Source organism: Bradyrhizobium sp. WBOS07 (assembly GCF_024585165.1).
Classification (GTDB): domain Bacteria; phylum Pseudomonadota; class Alphaproteobacteria; order Rhizobiales; family Xanthobacteraceae; genus Bradyrhizobium; species Bradyrhizobium japonicum_B.
The window spans coordinates 4,607,501-4,627,712 of sequence record NZ_CP029008.1 but is presented as its reverse complement, the minus strand read 5'-3'; the positions used below and the strand labels follow the sequence as shown (position 1 = coordinate 4,627,712).

General features: G+C 65.5%; 19 protein-coding genes (1 of these 19 only partly in view). 9 read left to right on the top strand and 10 right to left on the bottom strand.

All coding sequences use genetic code 11. The features are described 5' to 3' along the window. Positions 1-33: 33 nt before the first annotated feature. The 8 genes from DCM79_RS22045 to DCM79_RS22010 all read right to left on the bottom strand — a co-directional run bounded on the left by DCM79_RS22045 (position 34) and on the right by DCM79_RS22010 (position 9,244). Entirely contained in the window at positions 34-735 is a 702-nt protein-coding gene (locus DCM79_RS22045; RefSeq protein ID WP_257176319.1) for a nitroreductase, read from the bottom strand. A gap of 140 nt (positions 736-875) precedes the next feature. Next, a complete protein-coding gene (locus tag DCM79_RS22040) occupies positions 876-2,120 on the bottom strand; it encodes an acyl-CoA dehydrogenase (RefSeq protein ID WP_257176318.1) in 1,245 nt (414 codons plus the stop codon). 109 nt (positions 2,121-2,229) lie between these two features. Then, a complete protein-coding gene (locus tag DCM79_RS22035; RefSeq protein WP_257176317.1) occupies positions 2,230-3,474 on the bottom strand; it encodes an acyl-CoA dehydrogenase in 1,245 nt (414 codons plus the stop codon). A gap of 141 nt (positions 3,475-3,615) precedes the next feature. Further along, positions 3,616-4,743: an acyl-CoA dehydrogenase family protein gene (locus DCM79_RS22030; protein ID WP_257176316.1), complete on the bottom strand. Its 1,128-nt coding sequence runs from the start codon at positions 4,741-4,743 to the stop codon at positions 3,616-3,618. A gap of 155 nt (positions 4,744-4,898) precedes the next feature. After that, the gene (locus DCM79_RS22025) at positions 4,899-6,770 is read right to left on the bottom strand and encodes an AMP-binding protein (RefSeq protein WP_257176315.1); all 1,872 of its coding nucleotides are present in this window, start codon (positions 6,768-6,770) and stop codon (positions 4,899-4,901) included. Between the two features lie 43 nt (positions 6,771-6,813). Continuing rightward, on the bottom strand, positions 6,814-7,620 hold the full coding sequence (locus tag DCM79_RS22020) for an enoyl-CoA hydratase/isomerase family protein (RefSeq protein WP_257176314.1): 807 nt from the start codon (positions 7,618-7,620) through the stop codon (positions 6,814-6,816). A 207-nt stretch (positions 7,621-7,827) separates the two neighbouring features. After that, positions 7,828-8,586, bottom strand: a complete 759-nt coding sequence (locus DCM79_RS22015; protein WP_257176313.1) for an SDR family NAD(P)-dependent oxidoreductase — start codon at positions 8,584-8,586, stop codon at positions 7,828-7,830. A gap of 55 nt (positions 8,587-8,641) precedes the next feature. After that, entirely contained in the window at positions 8,642-9,244 is a 603-nt protein-coding gene (locus tag DCM79_RS22010; protein WP_257180816.1) for a TetR family transcriptional regulator, read from the bottom strand. Positions 9,245-9,455: 211 nt separating this feature from the next. On the opposite strand from DCM79_RS22010, the gene DCM79_RS22005 reads away from it, so the two are divergent. Next, a complete protein-coding gene (locus DCM79_RS22005) occupies positions 9,456-10,628 on the top strand; it encodes an acetyl-CoA C-acetyltransferase (RefSeq protein ID WP_257176312.1) in 1,173 nt (390 codons plus the stop codon). Positions 10,629-10,803: 175 nt separating this feature from the next. After that, positions 10,804-12,348, top strand: coding sequence for an acyl-CoA synthetase (locus DCM79_RS22000; protein WP_257176311.1), 1,545 nt, complete (start codon positions 10,804-10,806; stop codon positions 12,346-12,348). A 120-nt stretch (positions 12,349-12,468) separates the two neighbouring features. Here DCM79_RS22000 and DCM79_RS21995 read toward each other — a convergent pair whose 3' ends face one another. Beyond that, positions 12,469-13,011 carry a methylated-DNA--[protein]-cysteine S-methyltransferase gene (locus DCM79_RS21995; RefSeq protein ID WP_257176310.1) on the bottom strand — a complete coding sequence of 181 codons (543 nt, stop codon included), beginning with the start codon at positions 13,009-13,011 and terminating at the stop codon, positions 12,469-12,471. 137 nt (positions 13,012-13,148) lie between these two features. On the opposite strand from DCM79_RS21995, the gene DCM79_RS21990 reads away from it, so the two are divergent. After that, positions 13,149-13,967 carry an alpha/beta fold hydrolase gene (locus DCM79_RS21990; RefSeq protein ID WP_257176309.1) on the top strand — a complete coding sequence of 273 codons (819 nt, stop codon included), beginning with the start codon at positions 13,149-13,151 and terminating at the stop codon, positions 13,965-13,967. Positions 13,968-13,969: 2 nt separating this feature from the next. After that, positions 13,970-14,782: an alpha/beta fold hydrolase gene (locus DCM79_RS21985; RefSeq protein WP_257176308.1), complete on the top strand. Its 813-nt coding sequence runs from the start codon at positions 13,970-13,972 to the stop codon at positions 14,780-14,782. A 36-nt stretch (positions 14,783-14,818) separates the two neighbouring features. Here the strand turns inward: DCM79_RS21985 and DCM79_RS21980 are convergent, their stop codons facing one another. Next, positions 14,819-15,274, bottom strand: a complete 456-nt coding sequence (locus DCM79_RS21980) for a carboxymuconolactone decarboxylase family protein (RefSeq protein WP_257180815.1) — start codon at positions 15,272-15,274, stop codon at positions 14,819-14,821. A gap of 99 nt (positions 15,275-15,373) precedes the next feature. Here DCM79_RS21980 and DCM79_RS21975 point away from each other — a divergent pair, with 99 nt between their 5' ends. The 5 genes from DCM79_RS21975 to DCM79_RS21955 all read left to right on the top strand — a co-directional run. Continuing rightward, positions 15,374-16,231 carry a sigma-70 family RNA polymerase sigma factor gene (locus tag DCM79_RS21975; RefSeq protein ID WP_257176307.1) on the top strand — a complete coding sequence of 286 codons (858 nt, stop codon included), beginning with the start codon at positions 15,374-15,376 and terminating at the stop codon, positions 16,229-16,231. A gap of 184 nt (positions 16,232-16,415) precedes the next feature. Then, the gene (locus DCM79_RS21970) at positions 16,416-17,093 is read left to right on the top strand and encodes a GntR family transcriptional regulator (RefSeq protein WP_257176306.1); all 678 of its coding nucleotides are present in this window, start codon (positions 16,416-16,418) and stop codon (positions 17,091-17,093) included. 137 nt (positions 17,094-17,230) lie between these two features. Next, positions 17,231-18,031, top strand: coding sequence for a phytanoyl-CoA dioxygenase family protein (locus DCM79_RS21965; RefSeq protein ID WP_257176305.1), 801 nt, complete (start codon positions 17,231-17,233; stop codon positions 18,029-18,031). Positions 18,032-18,203: 172 nt separating this feature from the next. Further along, positions 18,204-19,517 (top strand): NAD(P)H-dependent oxidoreductase, encoded by a 1,314-nt coding sequence (locus tag DCM79_RS21960; RefSeq protein WP_257176304.1) that lies wholly within the window; start codon positions 18,204-18,206, stop codon positions 19,515-19,517. Between the two features lie 180 nt (positions 19,518-19,697). After that, positions 19,698-20,212, top strand: the start of a protein-coding gene (locus DCM79_RS21955; protein WP_257176303.1) for a TRAP transporter substrate-binding protein. The gene runs 574 nt beyond the window's last position; the window shows 515 of its 1,089 coding nt (coding positions 1-515); its start codon is at positions 19,698-19,700; its stop codon lies beyond the right edge, outside the window.

The window sequence follows — 20,212 nt, the reverse complement described above, 5'->3', positions numbered from 1 at the left end:
GCATGCGTGCGCGAACGACGCCGCCCGCGCCGATCACTCCTCCACGAAAGTGACGGTCTCCGCCACGCTCGCCCGCGAGGTGCGGTAGCTGTTGACCTTGTGCGCATGGTCGGCATAGCCGAACGAGATGCCGCAGACGACGCGGCGGTCGTCAGGCAGGTTGAAGTGGCGACGGATCAATCCGGAGTGCCGCGCCAGCGCGGCCTGCGGAATGGTGCCGAGCCCGAGCGCCTGCGCAGCCAGCATGAAGTTCGAGACATAGGCGCCGCAATCGATCGCACCGTAAATGCCGAGCGGCTCGTTGGTGTGGATGATCGCGACATGCGGCGCGCCGAAGAAATTGTAGTTCTCCAGCGCCTGCCTGGCGTAGGCCATCTTGTCGCCGCGGGCGATGCCGAGCGTGTTGTAGAGCTGAAAGCCGCTTTCGCGGCGGCGTTCGAGGTAGACGCCGACATATTCGCGCGGCGGGGTGAAGTCGTAATCGTCGCCGAGACCGCCTGAGGCCTCCTTGTAGATCGCCTCGCGAAAGCGCTCCTTGGCCGCGCCGCTGGCGATGACGACCTGCCAGGGCTGGCTGTTGCACCAGGACGCGGTGCGCTGCGCGGTGGCCAGCACATGCTCGATCGTGGCGCGGTCGACCTGCTTGGGCAGGAAGGCGCGGACGGAGTAGCGCTCGTTGAGGAGCTCTTCGAGCACATCGATACGGTTTTGGGTCTGGCTCACTTTTGCGTCCATGGTCAGCTCGCGATGCTTGCTTCGTAGGGGGGGGCAAAGGCGCGTCGCGCCGTGCCCACCGACAGACTTTCCCCGGCGCATCTGCATATGGTGGGCACGCTTCGCTTTGCCCACCCTACGAGACACAGCCATGGACTGGATCACCGTCCCTTGGTCGGGATCTTGTTGTACGGCACGTCCTTGTCGACGCGGATGTCGCCGGGCAGGCCCAGCACGCGCTCGGCGATGATGTTGCGCAGGATCTCGTCGGTGCCGCCGGCGATGCGCATCGAGGGCGAGGACAGCAGCATCTGCTGGAACTGGCCTTGCACCGTCTCCTCGTCGTTGCCGGTGAGCACGCCGGCCGCGCCCTGCAGGTCCATGGCGTAGGTCGCGATGTCCTGCAGCATCATGCCGGAGACGAGCTTGCCGATCGAGTTCTCCGGACCCGGCCGCTCGCCCTTCGACAGCGCCGAGATGGTGCGGTAGCTCGTGAACTTCAGCCCGTTCGACTTCGCCGCCCAGCTCGCCAGCTTCGAGCGCACGGCGGGATCGTCGATCGCCGGGCCATCCTCGAGCATGAGGTTTGAGCAGAACTCGAACATCTCAGGCACGCCGGTCGCAAGCCGCGCGCCGATCGACATGCGCTCGTTCATCAGCGTGGTCAGCGACACGCTCCAGCCATCGCCGACGGCGCCGAGACGCTGGCTGTCGGGGATCACCACGTCGGTGAAATAGACCTCGTTGAACTCCTGCATGCCGTTGGCCTGCTTGATCGGACGCACCTCGACGCCGGGGCTCTTCATGTCCAGGAAGAACATGGTGAGGCCCTTGTGCTTGGGCACGTTCGGATCGGTGCGCGCGATCAAAAGGCCGTAATCGGAGTAATGCGCGCCCGAGGTCCAGATCTTCTGGCCGTTGACGACCCAGCTATCGCCCTTCTTCTCCGCGCGGGTGCGAAGCCCCGCGACGTCCGAGCCGGCGGACGGTTCGGAAAACAGCTGGCACCAGATCTCCTCGCCCGAGGCGAGCTTCGGCAGATACCGGCGCTTCGCGTCCTCGCTGCCGAACGCCATCACGGTCGGGCCGCACATGCCCTCGCCGATCTGGAACGGCTGCGTCAGCTTGCCGTAGACGCCCTCCTCCTGCTGCCAGATCACTTTCTCGATCGGCGTCGCGCCACGCCCGCCATATTCCCTAGGCCAGTGCAGGCAGGCCCAATTGCCCTCGAACTTCTTCTTCTGCCAGGCCTTGCCGACCTCGACGATGTCGCGATTGGCGAGGCGGATACGGCCGAGCGAAGATTTTGACAGCTCGGCATGCAGCTCCTTCGGCGCGTTGGCGTCGATCCATTTGCGCGCGGTCTCGCGGAATGCGGCTTCCTGCGGCGTGTCGTCGAAATTCATGGCGGACCTCTATCTTCGTAGGGTGGGTTAGCGAAGCGTAACCCACCACTTCTGCTGACGCCGAGACGAAAGAGGTGGGTTACGCCTTCGGCTAACCCACCCTACGGTTCTAGCCTCTTCCCTTGGTCGGGATCTTGTTGAACGGCACGTCCTTGTCGACACGGATGTCGCCGGGCAGGCCCAGCACCCGCTCGGCGATGATGTTGCGCATGATCTCGTCGGTGCCGCCCTCGACGCGCGTTCCTGGCGCACGCAGCAGCATGGCCTGAAAACGGCCCGCCAGCTCCGCATCCTCGCCGCTAATCACGCCGCTCGCACCCTGCAGGTCCAGTGCGTAGGTCGCGACGTCCTGGATCATCGAGCCCGCCACCAGCTTGCCGATGGAGTTTTCCGGCCCCGGCCGCTCGCCCTTCGACAGCGCCGAGATCGCGCGCATGCTGGTGTATTTCAGCCCGCTCGCCTTCACCGCCCAGTTCGCCAGCTTCGAGCGCACCGCGCGATCCTCGATCGCAGGACCGTCATCGAGCATCAGGCTGGAGCAATATTCGAACAATTCCGGGAATCCGGTCGAGACCGCCGCGCCGATCGCGCTGCGCTCGTTCATCAGCGTGGTCAGCGAGACGTTCCAGCCGTCGCCGACCTCGCCGAGGCGCTGGTGGCCGGGGATACGGACATTGGTGAAATAGACCTCGTTGAAGTCGGAGGCCCCGCTCGCCTGCTTGATCGGCCGCACCTCGACACCAGGACTCTTCATGTCCAGGAAGAACATGGTGAGGCCCTTGTGCTTGGGCACGGTCGGATCGGTGCGCGTCAAGAGGATGCCGTAGTCGGAATAATGCGCGCCCGAGGTCCAGATCTTCTGGCCGTTGACGATCCAGTCGTCACCGTCCTTCTCCGCACGCGTCCGGAGCCCTGCGACGTCGGAGCCGCCGGCGGGCTCGGAGAACAGCTGGCACCAGACCTTCTCGCCGGAGGCGAGCGGCGGCAGATAGGTGCGCTTATGCTCCTCGCGCGCGAACGCCATCATGGTCGGCCCGCACATGCCGTGGCCGATGATGAACATGCGGGAGAGCTGGCCGAACGGCCCCTCTTCCTGCGACCAGATCACGCGTTCGATCGGCGAGGATCCGCGGCCGCCATATTCCTTCGGCCAGTGCAGGCAGGCCCAGCCGGCATCGGCCTTCTTCTTCTGCCAGGCCTTTGCGACGTCCAGGATATTGGCGTTCTTGAGCACGGTGCGGCCGAGCGAGGATTTGCGCAGCTCTTCCTCGTATTGCTTGGGCGCGTTCGCCGCGATCCAGGCGCGGGCGGTGGCGCGAAATTCGGCTTCCTGCGGGGTGTCGTCGAAGTTCATGGTGCTTCTCTGTCTTCGTAGGGTGGGTTAGCCGAAGGCGTAACCCACCAATTTCGTCCAACGCGCCGATCGATGGTGGGTTACGCCCTACGGATCGCGCTGCGCGCATCCGCAGAGCTAACCCACCCTACGCATCTGTGCTTACGCCGCGTTCTTCTTGCGCATGCGATCGATCAACTGGTCCTCCCAATAGGACATGCTGCCGAGCCCCAGCGCCATGGCGTTGGCGCGGCGGTAGTACATGTGGCAGTCGAACTCCCAGGTGAAGCCCATGCCGCCGTGAACCTGGATGTTGTTCTTGGCGCAGTGCTGGAACGCCTGCGTCGCGCTGATGCGCGCGGCGGCCGCAGCTTCCGACAGCTCAGCGGCATTGGTCGAGAGCGCCCAGGCGCCGTAATAGCTGTTGGAGCGCGCCAGCGTCGCCGAGACGTACATGTCGGCGAGCATGTGCTTGACGGCCTGGAACGAGCCGATCTGACGGCCGAAGGCGATGCGGTCGAGCGCGTAGTCGCGGCCCATCTCCAACGCGCGATCGGCGCCGCCGACCTGCTCGAACGCACACAGCACCGCGGCGCGGTCGAGCACCTCTGTGAGGATGCTCCAGCCTTCCCCGGCCGCGCCGAGCGGCTCCGCCTTGCAGTCCTTGAAGGTCATCTCGGCCTGCCCGCGGGTCGGATCGAGATTGGTGAGGTTCTTGACCTCGACGCCGCCCGCCTTGAGATCGACCAGGAACAGCGAGATGTCGTTGTCGCGGCCGCTCGATCCGGTGCGCGCGGCGACCACCGCGAAGTCGGCGATGGCGCCGTCGGCGACCGGCTTCTTGACCCCGTTGAGCACGCCGTTCGCAGCCGTGAGCTTGACATTCTTCGGCGCCGGATTGCCCTTGCCCTCGAACAGCGCCAGCGTGCCGATGGCTTCGCCCGAGGCGATCGCCGGCAGCCATCTCTTCTTCTGCGCGTCGCTGCCGGCTATCAGCAGCGCTTCGGCGGCAAGATACACGGTCGAGGAGAACGGCACCGGTGCGTTGGCCCGCCCCATCTCCTCCGCGATCACGCAGAGCTCGAGATGACCGGCGCCCGCTCCGCCGAACTCCTCGGGAATAGCGACACCAAGAAAGCCCATCTCGGCGAGGCCCTTCCACAGCTCCTTGTCGTAAGGCGCCTTGCCGTCGAGCACCACGCGCACCGCCTTGGGCGAGCATTTCTCGGCGAGGAATTTGCGCGCCTGGTCGCGGAGCTGCTTCTGATCGTCGGAGAAGTCGAAGTTCATGGCGGGCTATCCTTGTTTATTCGTCGTTCATTGGAGCCGTCATTCCGGGGCGCGCGTAGCGCGAGCCCGGAATCCATAACCACCAGCCGGGGTTATGGATTCCGGGCCTGGCCCTTCGGGCCATCCCGGAATGACGAGGTGAGAGACTTGCGCACTCATCGCAGCACGATCACGTCGCCATCCGGCCTGTCCGCATAGAGCCGCTCGACCAGCACGGCGCGGCGCTCGAGGCCGGCGCGCTGGTTGATGTAGCCCTTGTCGGTGAGCTCATTGCCGTCGATCGAGGGCGGCTCGACCATCAGCATCGCGCGCGCGATGATGCGGCTGCTGGCGCCCTCGCATTCCTTATTATGAGCTTCCAGGCCGCGGCGGAAGCAGGCAACCACCTCGGGATGCTTCACCGCGTCGGCAAAGCTGAGATCAGGATTGCCGACGAGCTGGCGGCAGGCATGCAGGTTCGGCCAGGCCAGCAGGCCGATGAAGGCGCGATCCTGCCCCGCGACCAGCGCGTCATGCACCACAGGCGTTGCGGCTGCGATCGCATCGGTGCGGAGCGAGCCGACATGCACGAATGTGCCGGTGGTGAGCTTGAAGTCCTCGACCACGCGGCCCGCGAAGATGATGCCCTTTACCGGATCGGCATCGTCGACGAACACGCCGGCATCGCCGATGCAGTAAAACCCTTCCTCGTCGAACATCTTCTTGGTCAGCTCCGGCTGGCCGAAATAACCCGGGGTGACGTTGACGCCGCGCAGGCGCAGCTCGTATTTCGAGCCGCACGGCACCATCTTCAACTCGACCCCCGGGAACGGCAGGCCGATCAGGCCGACGCGCTCGGTGTCCCAATAGGTGCCGGTTGAGGTCGGCGCGGTCTCGGTCGAACCCCAGCCGGTATAGAACACGATGCGCTCGCCGGTGGTCTTCACGGCGAGGGCCTGCATGCGATCGTAGAGATCGTCGGGCAGCCGCGCGCCGCCATAGGCCATGATCGACAGGTTCTTGAAGAACGAGCGGCAAAGCGCGTCGTCCTTCTCCATGGCGGCAGCGAGCGCGGCATAACCGGCCGGCACGTTGGCGTAATAGGTCGGCGAGATCTCGCGCAGGTTCCGCAGCGTCTCCTCGAACTGGCCCGGCATCGGCCGGCCGTCGTCGATATAGAGCGTGCCGCCATCGACCAGGATCGGATGAAACGCCGCATTGCCGCCCATGGTGTGATTCCAGGGCATCCAGTCCAGCATGGTCGCGATCGGGCCGTCAGGCGAGCGCGGCCGCACCTGCATCATCATCGCGGCATTGGCGCACATCATCTCTTGCGTGTTGATGACGGCCTTCGGCATGCCGGTCGAGCCCGACGTGAACAGCAACTTACCGACGGTCTGCGGCGTGATTCTTGCGATCGAATCCGCGACATCCTTCGTCACCGGCGTGGCCGCCAACTCGGCAAAGCTGACGCTCGTGATGCCGTCGCAGGGCCTCGCGACGTGCACCACGGTGACGCCGGAGAGATCGAGCGCCTTCAGCGCCTTCTCGAAGGTCGGACCGTCCTGGACCATCAGCACGGCCGGCTTGATCAGGTCGAACAGGTACTTCAGCTTGACGTGATCGTGGCTCATCAGCGAGTAGGCCGGCGACACCGGCGCCGCGGGTGAGCGTGCCTGCATCGCGGCCTGCGTCATCAGCGCATGCTCGATCGAATTGCCGGAGAGGATCGCGACTGGCCGCCCGTCGAGCCGGAGATTGAGCAGACCTTGCGTCAGCGCATCCACGGTACGCTTGGCTTCGCCATAGGACACCTTGCGCCATTCGCGGTTCGGGCCGCCGCGCTGCGCCAGCCAAATACGCTCGGGCGCTTCCTTCGCCCACTTCGCCAGCGACGCCGGAATGTGCGTCTCGTAAGCTTGCAGCGGAATGCGCGACTTCAGCACCACCGTGCCGTCGGCGCGGCGCTCGACGTCGATGTCGCGCTTGAGCCATTCGACCTTGCGAAAGGCGGGCTTCGTCATCACAGCCGCCGCGCTTCCACTCATTTTGCGTCTCCCGGAATTATTGTCCTTTACGGATCTTGGTGGCTCAGCGCTTGATATAGACAGGCTTTCGCTTCTCAAGGAAGGCCCTGATGCCTTCCGAAAATTCTTCAGAGCGGCTGCACAGGACCTGGTTGCGATCCTCCATCGCGATCGCCGCCTCCAGCGATCCGGCATCGACGCTCATGTTGAGGCATTCCTTGGACAGGCGCAGCCCCACCGGCGAAGCCGTCATCATCGCCTCGACATAGGGCTCGGCCGCTTCGTCGAGCTTGTCCTCGTCCACGACCTCCGAGACCAGGCCGACCGCAAGCGCCCGCTCGGCTCCGATGAAGCGCCCGGTGAGGACCAGTTCCGATGCGACGGAGACGCCGACGAGGCGCGGCAGGAAGTAGCTGGTGCCGATGTCGCAGCCGCCGAGGCCGAGCTTGATGAAGGCGCAATTCATCCGCGCCGATTTCGTCGCGATGCGGATGTCGGAGGCGAGTGCCAGCGCAAAGCCGCCGCCGGCGGCCGCGCCCTGCACCAGCGCCAGGATCGGCTGCGGACAACGCCGCATCAGCATCACGATGTCGGCGATGCGGCGTTGCGAATCCAGCGATTCCGTGACGCCCGGCGGCTCCTGCTGCCCGGCACGGCGCGCCATCGCCGCCTTGAGATCGAGGCCCGCGCAGAAATTCTTGCCGGCTCCCCTCAGCACCACCACGCGGGTGTCGCGATTTCGTTGGAGGCCCTGGAAATAGTCGTTGAGCGCGTCGATCAGCGCAGGATCGAGCGCGTTGAGGTGTTCAGGACGATTGAGCGTCACCCGGTCGACGCCGTCGTCATGCTCGATCAGCAGCGGTTGGGACATGGGGGCCTCGTGCATCAGTCGTGAGCCGGACTTCTACCCTCCCCTGGAGGGGGAGGGTCGGCTCACATTGCGCGCAGCGCTATGTGAGACGGGGTGGGGTGACGGTCTCTCCGCGTCGAGACTGCCCGAGTGGAGAGATCACCCCACCCCGCTCGCGCTACGCGCGATCGACCCTCCCCCTCCAGGGGAGGGTAAGAAACAGACAGCCTACCGCGGCGCCATGCGGATGGCGCCATCGAGACGGATGGTCTCGCCGTTCAGCATCGGGTTCTCGACGATGTGCACCGCGAGCGAGCCGTATTCGGCGGCATCGCCGAGACGCGAGGGATGCGGCACCTGGGCACCCAGGCTCTTGCGGGCTTCTTCGTTCAGGCCCATCAGCAGCGGCGTGAAGAACAGGCCGGGCGCGATGGTGTTGACGCGGATCTTCTGGCTGGCGAGATCGCGCGCGGCCGGCAAGGTCAGGCCGACAACGCCGCCCTTCGAGGCCGAATAGGCGATCTGGCCGATCTGGCCTTCGTAAGCCGCGACCGACGCCGTATTGATGATGACGCCCCGCTCTTCGCCGACCGGCTCGATCGTGACGAGGCGCTCGGCGAACAGACGCAGGCAGTTGAAGGTGCCGATCAGATTGACGTTGATGATGCGCGCGAACTTCTCGAGCGGATAGACGCCGTCGCGGCCGACGATGCGCTGCGAGCCGCCGATGCCGGCGCAGTTCATCAGCACGCGGGCGACACCATGTGCGGCCTCGGCTTTCGCGATTGCCGCCTTGATCTGCTCTTCGCTGGTGACGTCGGCATGCAGCGCAATGCCCTTCACTTCAGCAGCGACCTTCTCGGCGTTGTCCTTGTTCTGGTCGATCACGCCGATCTTGGCGCCCCTGGCCGCCATGGCGCGGGCGGTGGCTTCGCCCAGGCCCGAACCGCCGCCGGTGATGAGAACGGCTACGTCTTTCAACTGCATCGCTTGTACCTTTCCTTGGACGTTTCTTCTCTAGACTTTGAGAGGTTCAGCCGGATCATCCGGCTGCAACGGCTTCCCCGGCTTGCGTGAGGATGCCGCCACAGATCAACGTTTCCATGTGCTTGATGTACTGCCGGCAGACGTCGTCGGTGACCGGACCGACGCCGGTCGCGCGGGACATCGCGTGCCGGCCGAAGAACAGGTGATCGCAGGCGCCGATCAGGCTGGTGTAGAACAGCACCGGATCGGTGGCGCGGAATTCGCCGCGGCTGACGCCCTCCGCGAGCAGGCGGCGGTGGAAATCCAGCAGCGGCGCGACGAAGAATTGCGAGACTTCGTCGGCAGAGTCGGCACTGGTTTCGTGCAGAAGATAATGGATCAGCCGGTTCATATAGGGAAACCGGTGATAGGCGCGGATGATGCCGGCGATATGCAGCTTCAGCTTCGCCGTCGACGTGATCGGTTGCGCCAGCAGATATTCGAGGTTGGACATCTCGGTCGCTGCATCGCGCGCCAGCAGCGCCAGCAGCAGGCCGTCCTTGTTGCCGAAATGATATTTGACCAGCGCGGCGTTGGCGCCCGACTTCTGCGCGATGTCGGACAGCGAGATCTCGATTGAGGAGCGTTCGATCATCAGCTCGCTCGCGGCCACGAGCAATTTCTCCGCCGTGGAATTCTTCCCGCTCGGGAGCCGGTTCGGTACGCTGGTAGCCACGGAAGATCCCTGTTCACCGCTCGAAGCGGGGCGCAGATAAGCCCAAGCAGCGCCTCATCACAAGAGTTAATTGATCGATTGACTAAACGATCTCCCGTCCCTTAAATCCGCCCCCGACACCCAACTCCAATCAAGAATTCAGGGAGAAACCGACATGGCCGAGGCTTACATCGTCGCCGCTGCGCGTACCGCCGGCGGGCGCAAGGGGGGCCGTCTCGCCGGCTGGCATCCGGCCGATCTCGCCGCGAAGGTGCTGGACGAGCTGGTCGATCGCACCAAGGTCGATCCTGCCCTGGTCGAGGACGTGATCATGGGCTGCGTCATGCAGGTCGGCGAGCAGTCCAACAACGTCGCGCGCAACGCGGTGATGGCCTCGAAGCTGCCGGAGAGCGTGCCGGGCACCTCGATCGACCGCCAGTGCGGCTCCTCGCAGCAGGCGCTGCACTTCGCCGCGCAGGCGGTGATGTCGGGCGCCATGGACGTCGTGATCGCCGCCGGCGTGGAATCGATGACGCGCGTGCCGATGGGCCTGTCCTCGCAGCTTCCGGCCAAGAACGGCTTTGGCAATTACAAGAGCCCGGGCATCGAGAAGAAGTATCCGAACATCGTCTTCAGCCAGTTCACCGGCGCGGAGATGATGGCCGAGCGATACGGCCTCTCCAAGGATGAGCTCGACCAATTTTCCTACGACAGCCATCAACGCGCGATCGCGGCGACGCAGGCCGGCCACTTCAAGAAAGAGATCGTGCCGCTCGAGATCACCCGCGCCGACGGCTCCAAGGACACCCACCATATCGACGAAGGCATCCGCTTCGACGTCACGCTCGACGGCATCAAGGGCGTCAAGCTGATCGCCGAGAACGGCAAGCTCAGCGCCGCCAGCGCCAGCCAGATCTGCGATGGCGCCTCCGGCGTCATGGTGATGAACGAGCGCGGCCTGAAGCAGCTCGGCGTCAAGCCGATCGCGCGCGTCCACCACATGACCATGATGGGCGGCGATCCCGTCATCATGCTGGACGCGCCTTTGCACGCGACCAAGCGCGCGCTGGAGAAGGCCGGCATGAAGATCGGCGACATCGACCTGTTCGAGGTCAACGAGGCCTTCGCCTCGGTGCCGACCGCGTGGCTGAAGACCACCGGCGCCGATCCCGAGCGTCTCAACGTCAACGGCGGCGCCATCGCGCTCGGCCATCCCCTCGGCGGCTCCGGCACCAAGCTGATGACGACGCTGGTGCACGCCCTGCATCAGCGCGGCAAGCGCTACGGCCTGCAGACCATGTGCGAAGGCGGCGGCATGGCCAATGTGACGATCGTGGAGCGGCTGTAGGCTGAGACGTCGCCACACAAACGGTGTCGTCCCGGCGAACGCCGGGACCCATAACCACAGGAGGCTGTGGTTATGGCGAGCCGGGGCGACATTCTGTTTCAGCGACTCACTGCAGTGACTATGGGTCCCCGCGTTCGCGGGGACGACATCTCGTTTGCCTCGGGACCTGCACCAAATGACCCACCCCTCCGTCCACGCCCGCACCACGCCCGACAAGATCGCCTATCAGATGGCCGGGACCGGCAAGGCAATCACCTATCGCGAGCTCGACGAGCTCTCGAACCAGGGCGCGCAGCTGTTCCGCTCGCTCGGGCTGAAGGCCGGCGACCACATCGCGCTGCTAATGGAGAACCGTCTCGCCTTCATGGAGCTGTGCTGGGCCGCGCAGCGCAGCGGGCTCTACTACACCGCGATCAGCCGCTATTTGAAGCAGGACGAGATCGACTACATCATCGCCGATTGCGGCGCCAAGGTCGTGATCACCACCCCGAAATGCGCCGACCAGATCGAGGGCCTGATCAAGGGCGCCGCCGGCGAGCCGATCTTCTACATGATGGACGAGCCGCTGCCCGGCTTCCGTTCCTACGACAAGGAGGCCGCCGCGCAGCCGACGACGCCGATCGCAGACGAGGTCGCCGGCTACGACATGCTGTATTCATCCGGCACCACCGGCCGGCCCAAGGGCGTCAAGAAGGCCTTCGAAGGTAAAGCGATCGACGAGCCGAACCCGCTTCTGCGCGTACTCTGCGCCGACATGTGCGGCATGAACACTGACAGCATCTATCTGTCGCCTGCGCCGCTCTATCACGCCGCCCCCTTGCGCTTCAACATGATGGCGATCGTGCTCGGCGGCACCTCCATCATCATGGAGCACTTCGACGCCGAAGAGTTCCTGAAGCTGGTCGAGAAGTACAAGGTCACCCAGTCGCAGCTGGTGCCGACCATGTTCGTGCGCATGCTGAAGCTGCCGGAGGAGGTCCGCACCAAATACGACGTCTCGACGCTCAAAGGCGCCATTCACGCCGCCGCGCCCTGCCCGGTCGACGTCAAGGCAAAGATGATCGAATGGTGGGGACCGATCCTGATCGAGTATTACGCGGGATCGGAGGGCAACGGCGTCACCGTCTGCAGCTCGCAGCAATGGCTGGAGCACCGCGGCAGCGTCGGCCGCGCCGTGGTCGGCAAGGTCAAGATCCTCGACGAGAACGACGAGGAGCAGCCGGTGGGCGAGATCGGCACGGTCTATTTCGCCGACGCACCCGCATTCACCTATCACAACGATCCCGAGAAGACGAAGAAAGCCTATAACGCGAAGGGCTGGTCGACGCTCGGCGATGTCGGCTACCTCGACAAGGACGGCTTCCTCTATCTCACCGACCGCAAGTCCTACATGATCATCTCGGGCGGCGTGAACATCTACCCGCAGGAGACCGAGGACGTTCTGATCACGCATCCTGAGGTCGCCGACGTCGCGGTGTTCGGCGTGCCGAACGAAGAAATGGGCGAAGAGGTGAAGGCGGTGGTGCAGCCGCACGACATGAGCCGCGCCGGCAAGGCGCTCGAGGCCGATTTGATCGCCTATTGCAAGAGCCGCCTCTCCGCCATCAAGTGCCCGCGCACGATCGATTTCGAGCCCGAGCTGCCGCGCACGCCGACCGGCAAGCTGGTGAAGCGGCATCTGCGCGATCGATATTGGCCGAAGGCGGCAGCGAAGATTTAGCCCGCGATCTCGTAGAGTGGGCAAAGGCGCGAAGCGCCGTGCCCACCACCTGTCCATGTGACGATAGGTTCGGTGGGCACGCTCCGCTTTGCCCACCCTACGAAGTCAGTGCAAGCCGTCTCAATCAAACAAACTCGGCGTGTGGTTCACCAGCGCGCCTTCGATCTCGAGCATCTTCAGCTTGGTCACCACGCCGCCATTGGCCGAGAAGCCTCCGGGCTTGTTGCCGGCGGCGAGCACGCGATGGCAGGGCACCACGATCGGGCACGGATTGCGGCCGAGCGCCTGGCCGACATCGCGCGACAGCTGAACGCCGCCGAGCTGCTTGGCGATATCGCCATAGGTGATGGTCTTGCCCGGCGGAATCGCGCGGGCGATCTCATAGACGCCGCGGTTGAACTCGGGCACTCCGTCGAGATCGAGGGCAATGTCGGTGAGGTCATCCGGCTCGCCCGCGAGCAGTCTTGTGATGCGGTCGATCGCCTGCTGCACCTCCGCGGTCGGCTCGGTCTCCGTGGCCTCGGCGTGGCGCTGGCTGATACGGGTGCGGATCTTCTCTTCGCCACCCATCGGCAATTGCGTGCCGTTGATGCCGCGCGGGCCCCAGGCGATGGCGCAAAGGCCGATCCGGGTGTCGAACAGGGCGAAATGCTGGTCGGTCATGGCTTGATTCCTGAGCTTGCGTCCTCGTCGCATGCCCCCATCGTGATCTCGGCCCAAATCTAGGCTTGGAAATAGTTGCGATCCACCCGGTTTCCGGGAATCTTGCACAGGAGTTCCGCCTGCCTCGCGAGTCCCGCATGCAAAGCCTCCACGTCAACGGTTACGACATGCCCTATCTCGACGTGGGGGACGACAAGGGCCGGCCGCCGCTGGTCTGCGTGCACGGCTCGCTCAACGACTTCCGGGTCTGGGGCTGCGTGCTCGGACCGCTGACGCAGCAGCGCCGGGCCATCGCGGTCAGCCTGCGGCATTTCTTTCCCGACCGCTGGGACGGCCTCAGTGACACCTATTCGATCGCCCAGCATGTCCAGGACGTCATCGCCTTCATCGAGAAGCTCGACCTTGGTCCCGTCGACCTGATGGGCCATTCCCGCGGCGGGCACATCTGCTTTCGCGTCGCGCAGCAGCGCCCCGATCTGCTGCGACGGCTCGTCCTGGCGGAGCCCGGCGGCGAGCTCGATGCCAGCCTCGATCCCGATTACGTCGGCGGCCCCTCGCCGCTGCTGGCGCGCTTCACGGCCTCGGCCGAGAAGATCGCAGCGGGCGATGTCGACGGCGGGCTCGCCGTCTTCGTCGACACGCTGGAAGGCGCCGGCACGTGGCCGCGGCTGCCGGCGATGGTGAAGCAGAACCTTCGCGACAACGCCTATACATTGATCGGGCAGGTCCGCGACAATCGTCCGCCGTTCTCGAAGGCGGATGCGGAGTCCATCAAGATGCCGACGCTGTTCGTCCTGGGCGCGCGGACCAAGGGCCTGCTGCCGAAAGTGCTGCGTGCGCTGGCCGCGCATGTGCCCTATTCCAAGACGGCGGTCATCCCGAACGCGACACATCCGATGTTCGAGCAGGCGCCGCAGAGATATTCCGAAGTGGTGCTGGATTTTCTGGCGAGCTGATCATGCAGACATTCCGCGTCAACGATTACGACATGGCCTATCTTGAGGTCGGAAGCGGCCCGCCGCTGGTCTGCGTGCACGGCACGCTCGGAGATTTCCGCACCTGGTATGCGGTGCTCGGTCCGCTGTCGAAGACCCGTCGCGTGATCGCGGTCAGCCTGCGGCATTTCTTCCCCGAGCATTGGGACGCCGTCGGCGACGACTACAAGATGGCGCAGCACGTTTCGGACACCATCGCCTTCATCGAGCAGGTGAAGCCCGGGCCGGTCGATTTGATGGGCCACTCGCGCGGCGGCCACATCGCGTTCCGCGTGGCGCAGGCGCGGCCGGATCTGCTGCGAAAGCTGGTGCTGGCCGAGCCCGGTGGCGATCTCGACGCCAGCCTGCTGGTGCCCGAAGGCACGCCTGCGCATCCGCCGCTGGCGGCGCGCACCGCGCGCTCGGTCGAGATGATCCGCGCCGGCGACATCGAGGGCGCGCTGCAGAATTTCTACGAGGGCATTGAAGGCGACGGCGCCTGGCGGCGGGTGCCGGCGGCGGCGAAGCAGCAGCTGCGCGACAACGCGCTGACCTTGCTCGGCCAGATCAACGAGCAGCGTCGGCCCTACACGCTCGCAGACGCGCAGGCGATCCGGACGCCGACGCTGCTGATCGGCGGCGGCGCCACGACAGGGAGCCTGTCGGTGTTGTGGCGCGTACTGGCCGCGCATATCGCGGGAGCTGAGACGGTGGTGATTCCGAACGCCGGCCATTGGATGTTCGAGCAGGCGCCGCTGGAGTTCGGCGACGTGGTGAACCGGTTCTTGGCGGAGTAGGCGCCCTCTCCCCACCGGGGAAGAGGGCGCGGCAATTCACGCTTTCCACCCGCCAACCGGCATCTTGACCGTTGCGTTCAGCCGGTTCCAGACGTTGATGGTTGCGATCGACAGGATCAGCGTGGCGAGCTCGCGTTCGTCGTAATGCTTGTCGGCCTCGCTCCAGACCGCATCCGGCACCGGATCCTCGCGATCGGCGAGACGGGTGACGGCCTCGGTCAGCGCCAGCGCGGCGCGCTCGGCGTCGGTGAAATAGGGCGCCTCGCGCCAGGCAGACACGGCGAACAGGCGCTCGTCGGTCTCACCCAGCTTGCGGGCGATCTTGGGATGCATGTCGACACAGACGCTGCAACCGTTGATCTGGCTGGCGCGCAGGTGCACCAGTTCCAGAAGCTTTTCCGGCAGGCCCTGCTTGGTCAGGCTGCCGAGGGACTGCAGGAGGTTCATGGCCTCGGGCAGGACCATGACGGGGTGATTCATGCGGGCGTGCATCATGTTCGTCTCCATCGCTCGAATTTCGAAGGTTCCGGTCACACCGGCCGGATCGGCTTCGTCATGGGCATGACGGATCGCGACGAGGGAATGTGACCGATGACCGAGCAAAATCTTCTCACTGAACAGTTCGAGGCCAGCAGGGACCATTTGCGCGCGGTCGCCTACCGGATGCTGGGCTCCCGCGCCGAGGTCGACGATGCCGTGCAGGAGGCCTGGCTGCGGGTCAGCCGCTACGACATGTCCGATATCGCGAATCTGCGCGGCTGGCTGACCACCGTGGTCGCGCGCATCTGCCTCGACATGCTGCGCGCACGGAAATCGCGCAAGGAAGAGCCGATGGGCCCGCATGTGCCGGAGACGGCCGACGAGACGCCGCTGCGCGAGGCCGAGATGGCCGACTCCGTCGGCGCGGCGCTGCTCGTGGTGCTGGAAACGCTGCAGCCTGCGGAGCGGCTCGCCTTCGTGCTGCACGACATGTTCGCCGTGCCGTTCGAGGAGATCGCGCCGATCGTGGGCCGTTCGGTCGAGGCGTCGCGGCAGCTCGCGAGCCGGGCGCGGCGGCGCGTGCAGGGCGCGCCGGTGCCCGAGACCGACCTGTCACGCCAGCGCACAATCGTCGATGCCTTCCTCAAGGCATCGCGCGAGGGCGATTTCGAAGGGCTGCTGGCCGTGCTCGATCCCGACGTCGTCTTCCGCGCCGACGAGGCCGCGATGCGGCTCGGCACGCTGGCTGAGATCCGCGGCGCGGATGCGGTCGCGCAGCTCTATAAAGGCCGTGCCAAGGCGGCGCGGACCGCGCTGGTCGACGGCGAGATCGGCGTTGCCGTCATCCTCGGCGGGCAGCTGCGCATCGCGGTGCGCGTGACATTCAAGAACGACCGTATTGCCGGGATCGAGGCCCTGGCTGATGCGGAGCGGCTCGCTGCGCTGGGGGTCGAGGTGCTGGAGGGCTGAGGCCGAACGCGATTTCGCGAAAACAACCCCATGCACAGTAGACGGGCCTAGAGATATCAAAGGCTTAGCCAGTGCCCGACAGGGCGTTGCGTCACCCTCCGATACCGCTTGACGGGCCCACCTGTCGGAGCATACCTTCGAATACGGAATTCCGTATTCCCTTTTGCCTTTCGGAGCTGCCGGCGTGATCCCTCTCGACCCGCTCCCGAACCTGATCGACCAAGTCTATGCGCGCATCCTGGAGGCGATCTCCGACGGGACGCTCGAGCCCGGCCGACGGATCCGCCAGAACGAGCTCGCCGACAAGCTCGGCGTGTCGCGCCAGCCGGTGTCGCACGCGCTGCATCTCTTGCACCGGCAGGGCCTCGTCGCCGAGAGCGGCAAGCGCGGCTTCGAGGTCACCCAGCTCGACCCTGCACGCATCCGCCAGCTCTACGAGGTGCGCGGCGCGATCGATGCGCTGGCGGCCCGGCTCGCGGCACGACGCGCGGGATCCGACGCGGCCGGCCGCGCGCGGTTGGAAGCGGCGCTGGCCGCCGGAGGCCGCATCGACAGCGCGACGCCCCTGGCCGAACTCATCGTGCTCGACGTCGATTTTCACCGCGCGATCTATCAGCTCGCCGGCAATCCCGTGATCGAGGCGACGATCGCGCCGCAATGGCCGCATATGCGCCGCTCGATGGCGACGGTGCTGTCGGAGCTCGACTATCGCGGCAGCGCCTGGGCCGAGCACGCCGGCATCGCCGGGCATATTCTCGCAGGCGATGCGAGCGCGGCCGAACGCGCCGCGCTGGCGCATGCGCAAACGGCGGGGCGGATGACCGAGGAGAGGTTGAGGGCGAGCGACGAGGCGGCGGCGTAGTGGCACCGCTCCGTCATGCCCGGTCTTGAGCCGGGCATCCACGTTCTTTTGAACGTGACGCCAAGACGTGGATGGCCGGGTCAAGCCCGGCCATGACGAGAGAGAGACAACAAATAACAAGCCAAGGAGGACGACCCATGAGACTGTCTCAGGAGCAATTGGAGTTCTTCCACCGCGAGGGCTGGCTGTTCCTGCCCGAGCTGTTTACCCAAGAGGAGGTCGATCTGTTGGCGCGCGAGGCGGTCGGCATCTACGATGCCAACCGGCCGGAGGTCTGGCGCGAGAAGAGCGGCGCGCCGCGCACGGCCTTTGCCGCGCATCTCTACAACGAGGCGTTCGGCATCCTCGGGGCGCATCCGCGCATGATCGAGCCGGTCGAACAATTGTTCGGCGAGCCCGTCTACATGCACCAGTTCAAGATCAACGCGAAATCAGCCTTCACCGGCGACGTCTGGCAGTGGCACCAGGATTACGGCACCTGGAAGCGCGACGACGGCATGCCGGAGCCGCGGGCGATGAACATCGCGATCTTCCTCGACGAGGTGATGCCGATCAACGGCCCCCTGATGCTGGTGCCGCGCAGCCAGAACGCCGGCGATCTCGAGGCCTCGCACGACCTCGCCACCACCTCCTATCCGCTGTGGACGCTGGACGAGGCGACGGTGACGCGCCTCGTCGAGCAGGGCGGCATCGTCGCGCCGACCGGCAAGCCCGGCGGCATGCTGATGTTCCACGGCAATCTCGTGCACGGCTCCGCCGGCAACATCACGCCCTATCCGCGCAAGATCGTGTATCTGACGCTGAACGCGGTCTCCAACTACATCCGGACCCCGACGCGGCCGGACTATATCGCCCATCGCGACTTTACCCCGATCAAGGCGGTGGACGACGACGCGCTGCTGCGGCTCGCCCGTGCACCGCGGCAGGCGGCGGAGTAGTCTGAGGTCTCGTGCCCCGGACGCAGCGCAGCGTCTCTTGACGACGCGCTGCAGAGCCGGGGCCCATGCCACACCGGTTAGTTTCCCTGTAGTCTTCCTGGGTCCCGGCTCTGCGGAGCAGCGTTTCACGCTGCACCGCGTCCGGGACACGATAGTTTAGCAGGACATTCCCATGAACCTCTTCCGCCTCCTCCAGGCCCGCGCCTCCGCCGGCAAGCCCGTCCGGGTCGCATTGATCGGTGCGGGCAAATTCGGCTCGATGTTTCTGGCGCAGGTGCCGCACACGCCCGGGCTGGAGGTGCCCGTCATCGTCGACATCGACCGCGAGCGCGCGCGCGAGGCCTGCCGCACTGTCGGCTGGGACGCGGAGCGGATCGCCGCGACCATGTTCACCGATGACGGCGCGCGCGCCATTGCCGGCGGTGCGATGGACGTGGTGGTGGAGGCGACCGGCAATCCCGCGGCCGGCATCAAGCATGCGCGCGCCGCGATCGCCGCGGGCAAGCATGTCGTGATGGTGAATGTCGAGGCCGACGTGCTGGCGGGCCCCCTGCTCGCCGAGGAAGCGCGCAAGGCGGGTGTGGTCTATTCACTCGCCTATGGCGACCAGCCGGCGCTCACTGCCGAGATGGTCGACTGGGCCCGCGCCACCGGCTTCCGCGTCGTCGCCGCCGGCAAAGGCACGAAATACCTGCCGGCCTACCACGACGTGACGCCTGACGGCGTTTGGCAGCATTACGGCCTGACCGCAGGCGAGGCGCAGTCGGCCGGCATGAACCCGCAGATGTTCAACTCGTTTCTCGACGGCACCAAATCGGCGATCGAGATGGCCGCGATCGCCAATGCCTGCGCGCTCGACGTGCCCACGGACGGCCTGCTGTTTCCGCCCTGCGGCGTCGACGATCTGCCGCACATCATGCGGCCGCGCTCGCGCGGCGGCGTTCTGGAGCGACCTGGCGTGGTCGAGGTCGTCTCCTCGCTCGAGCGCGACGGCCGGCCGGTGTTCCGCGACCTGCGCTGGGGTGTCTATGTCGTGCTGGAGGCTCCGAGCGATTATGCCGCCGACTGCTTCCGGCAATACGGCCTTAAGACCGACGCCAGCGGACGCTTTGCTGCGATGTACAAGCCCTATCATCTGATCGGGCTCGAGCTGAACATCTCGGTGCTGTCGGCCGCGCTGCGGGGTGAGCCGACCGGCCAGGCCAGCGGCTTCCGCGGCGACGTCGCGGCGGTCGCCAAGCGGAATTTGCGCGCGGGCGAGATGCTCGACGGCGAGGGGGGCTATACGGTGTGGGGCAAGCTGGTACCGGCGGCTGCGAGCCTGAGGGCCGGCGCCTTGCCGATCGGACTCGCCCATCGCGTGAAGCTGAAACATGACGTCGCCCATGGCGCGGTGGTGCGCTGGAGCGATGTCGAATTCGATGCAGGCAACGAAACGGTGAAGACGCGCAAGGCCATGGAAACTGCATTCGCAGCGCAGCATTGACCGGCTTGCCAGGGCACAACCAAAGCGCGCTTGATTTGCGGTTCCCCTTTGGTCATGCTGCCTGCGATCCGGGAATGAATTTCGGACCTACATAAGGAAACGTCGGCCAGCGACGAAGACGAAAGCGGCGTCAAGACCGCGATCCCTCGTCGAGGACTCGGCATCACAGGAGGGAAACGCATGGAACGTCGTAAATTCCTGACGGCAGGCGGACTGGGCCTTGCCGCAAGCGCAGTCGCAGCGCCAGCTATCGCGCAATCGATGCCGGAGGTGAAATGGCGGCTCGCCGCGAGCTGGCCGAAATCACTCGATACGCTCTATGGCGGCTGCGAATATTTCTGCAAGCGCGTAGCCGAGATCACCGACAATCGTTTCCAGATCCAGCCCTTTGCTGCCGGCGAGCTCGTGCCTGGCCTGCAGGTGCTCGACGCCGTCTCCAACGGCACCGTCGAGATGGGCAACACCGCGCTGTATTATTATTGGGGCAAGAACCCGGCGTTCACCTTCGGCACGTCGCTGCCGTTCGGCCTCAACACGCGCCAGCACATTTCCTGGCTGCTGTGGAACGGCGGTCAGGACATGCTCAACGACCTCCTCAAGGAGTACAATGCCGTCGGCGTGCCGACAGGCTCGACCGGTGCGCAGATGGGCGGCTGGTTCCGCAAGGAGATCAAGACCGTCGACGATCTCAAGGG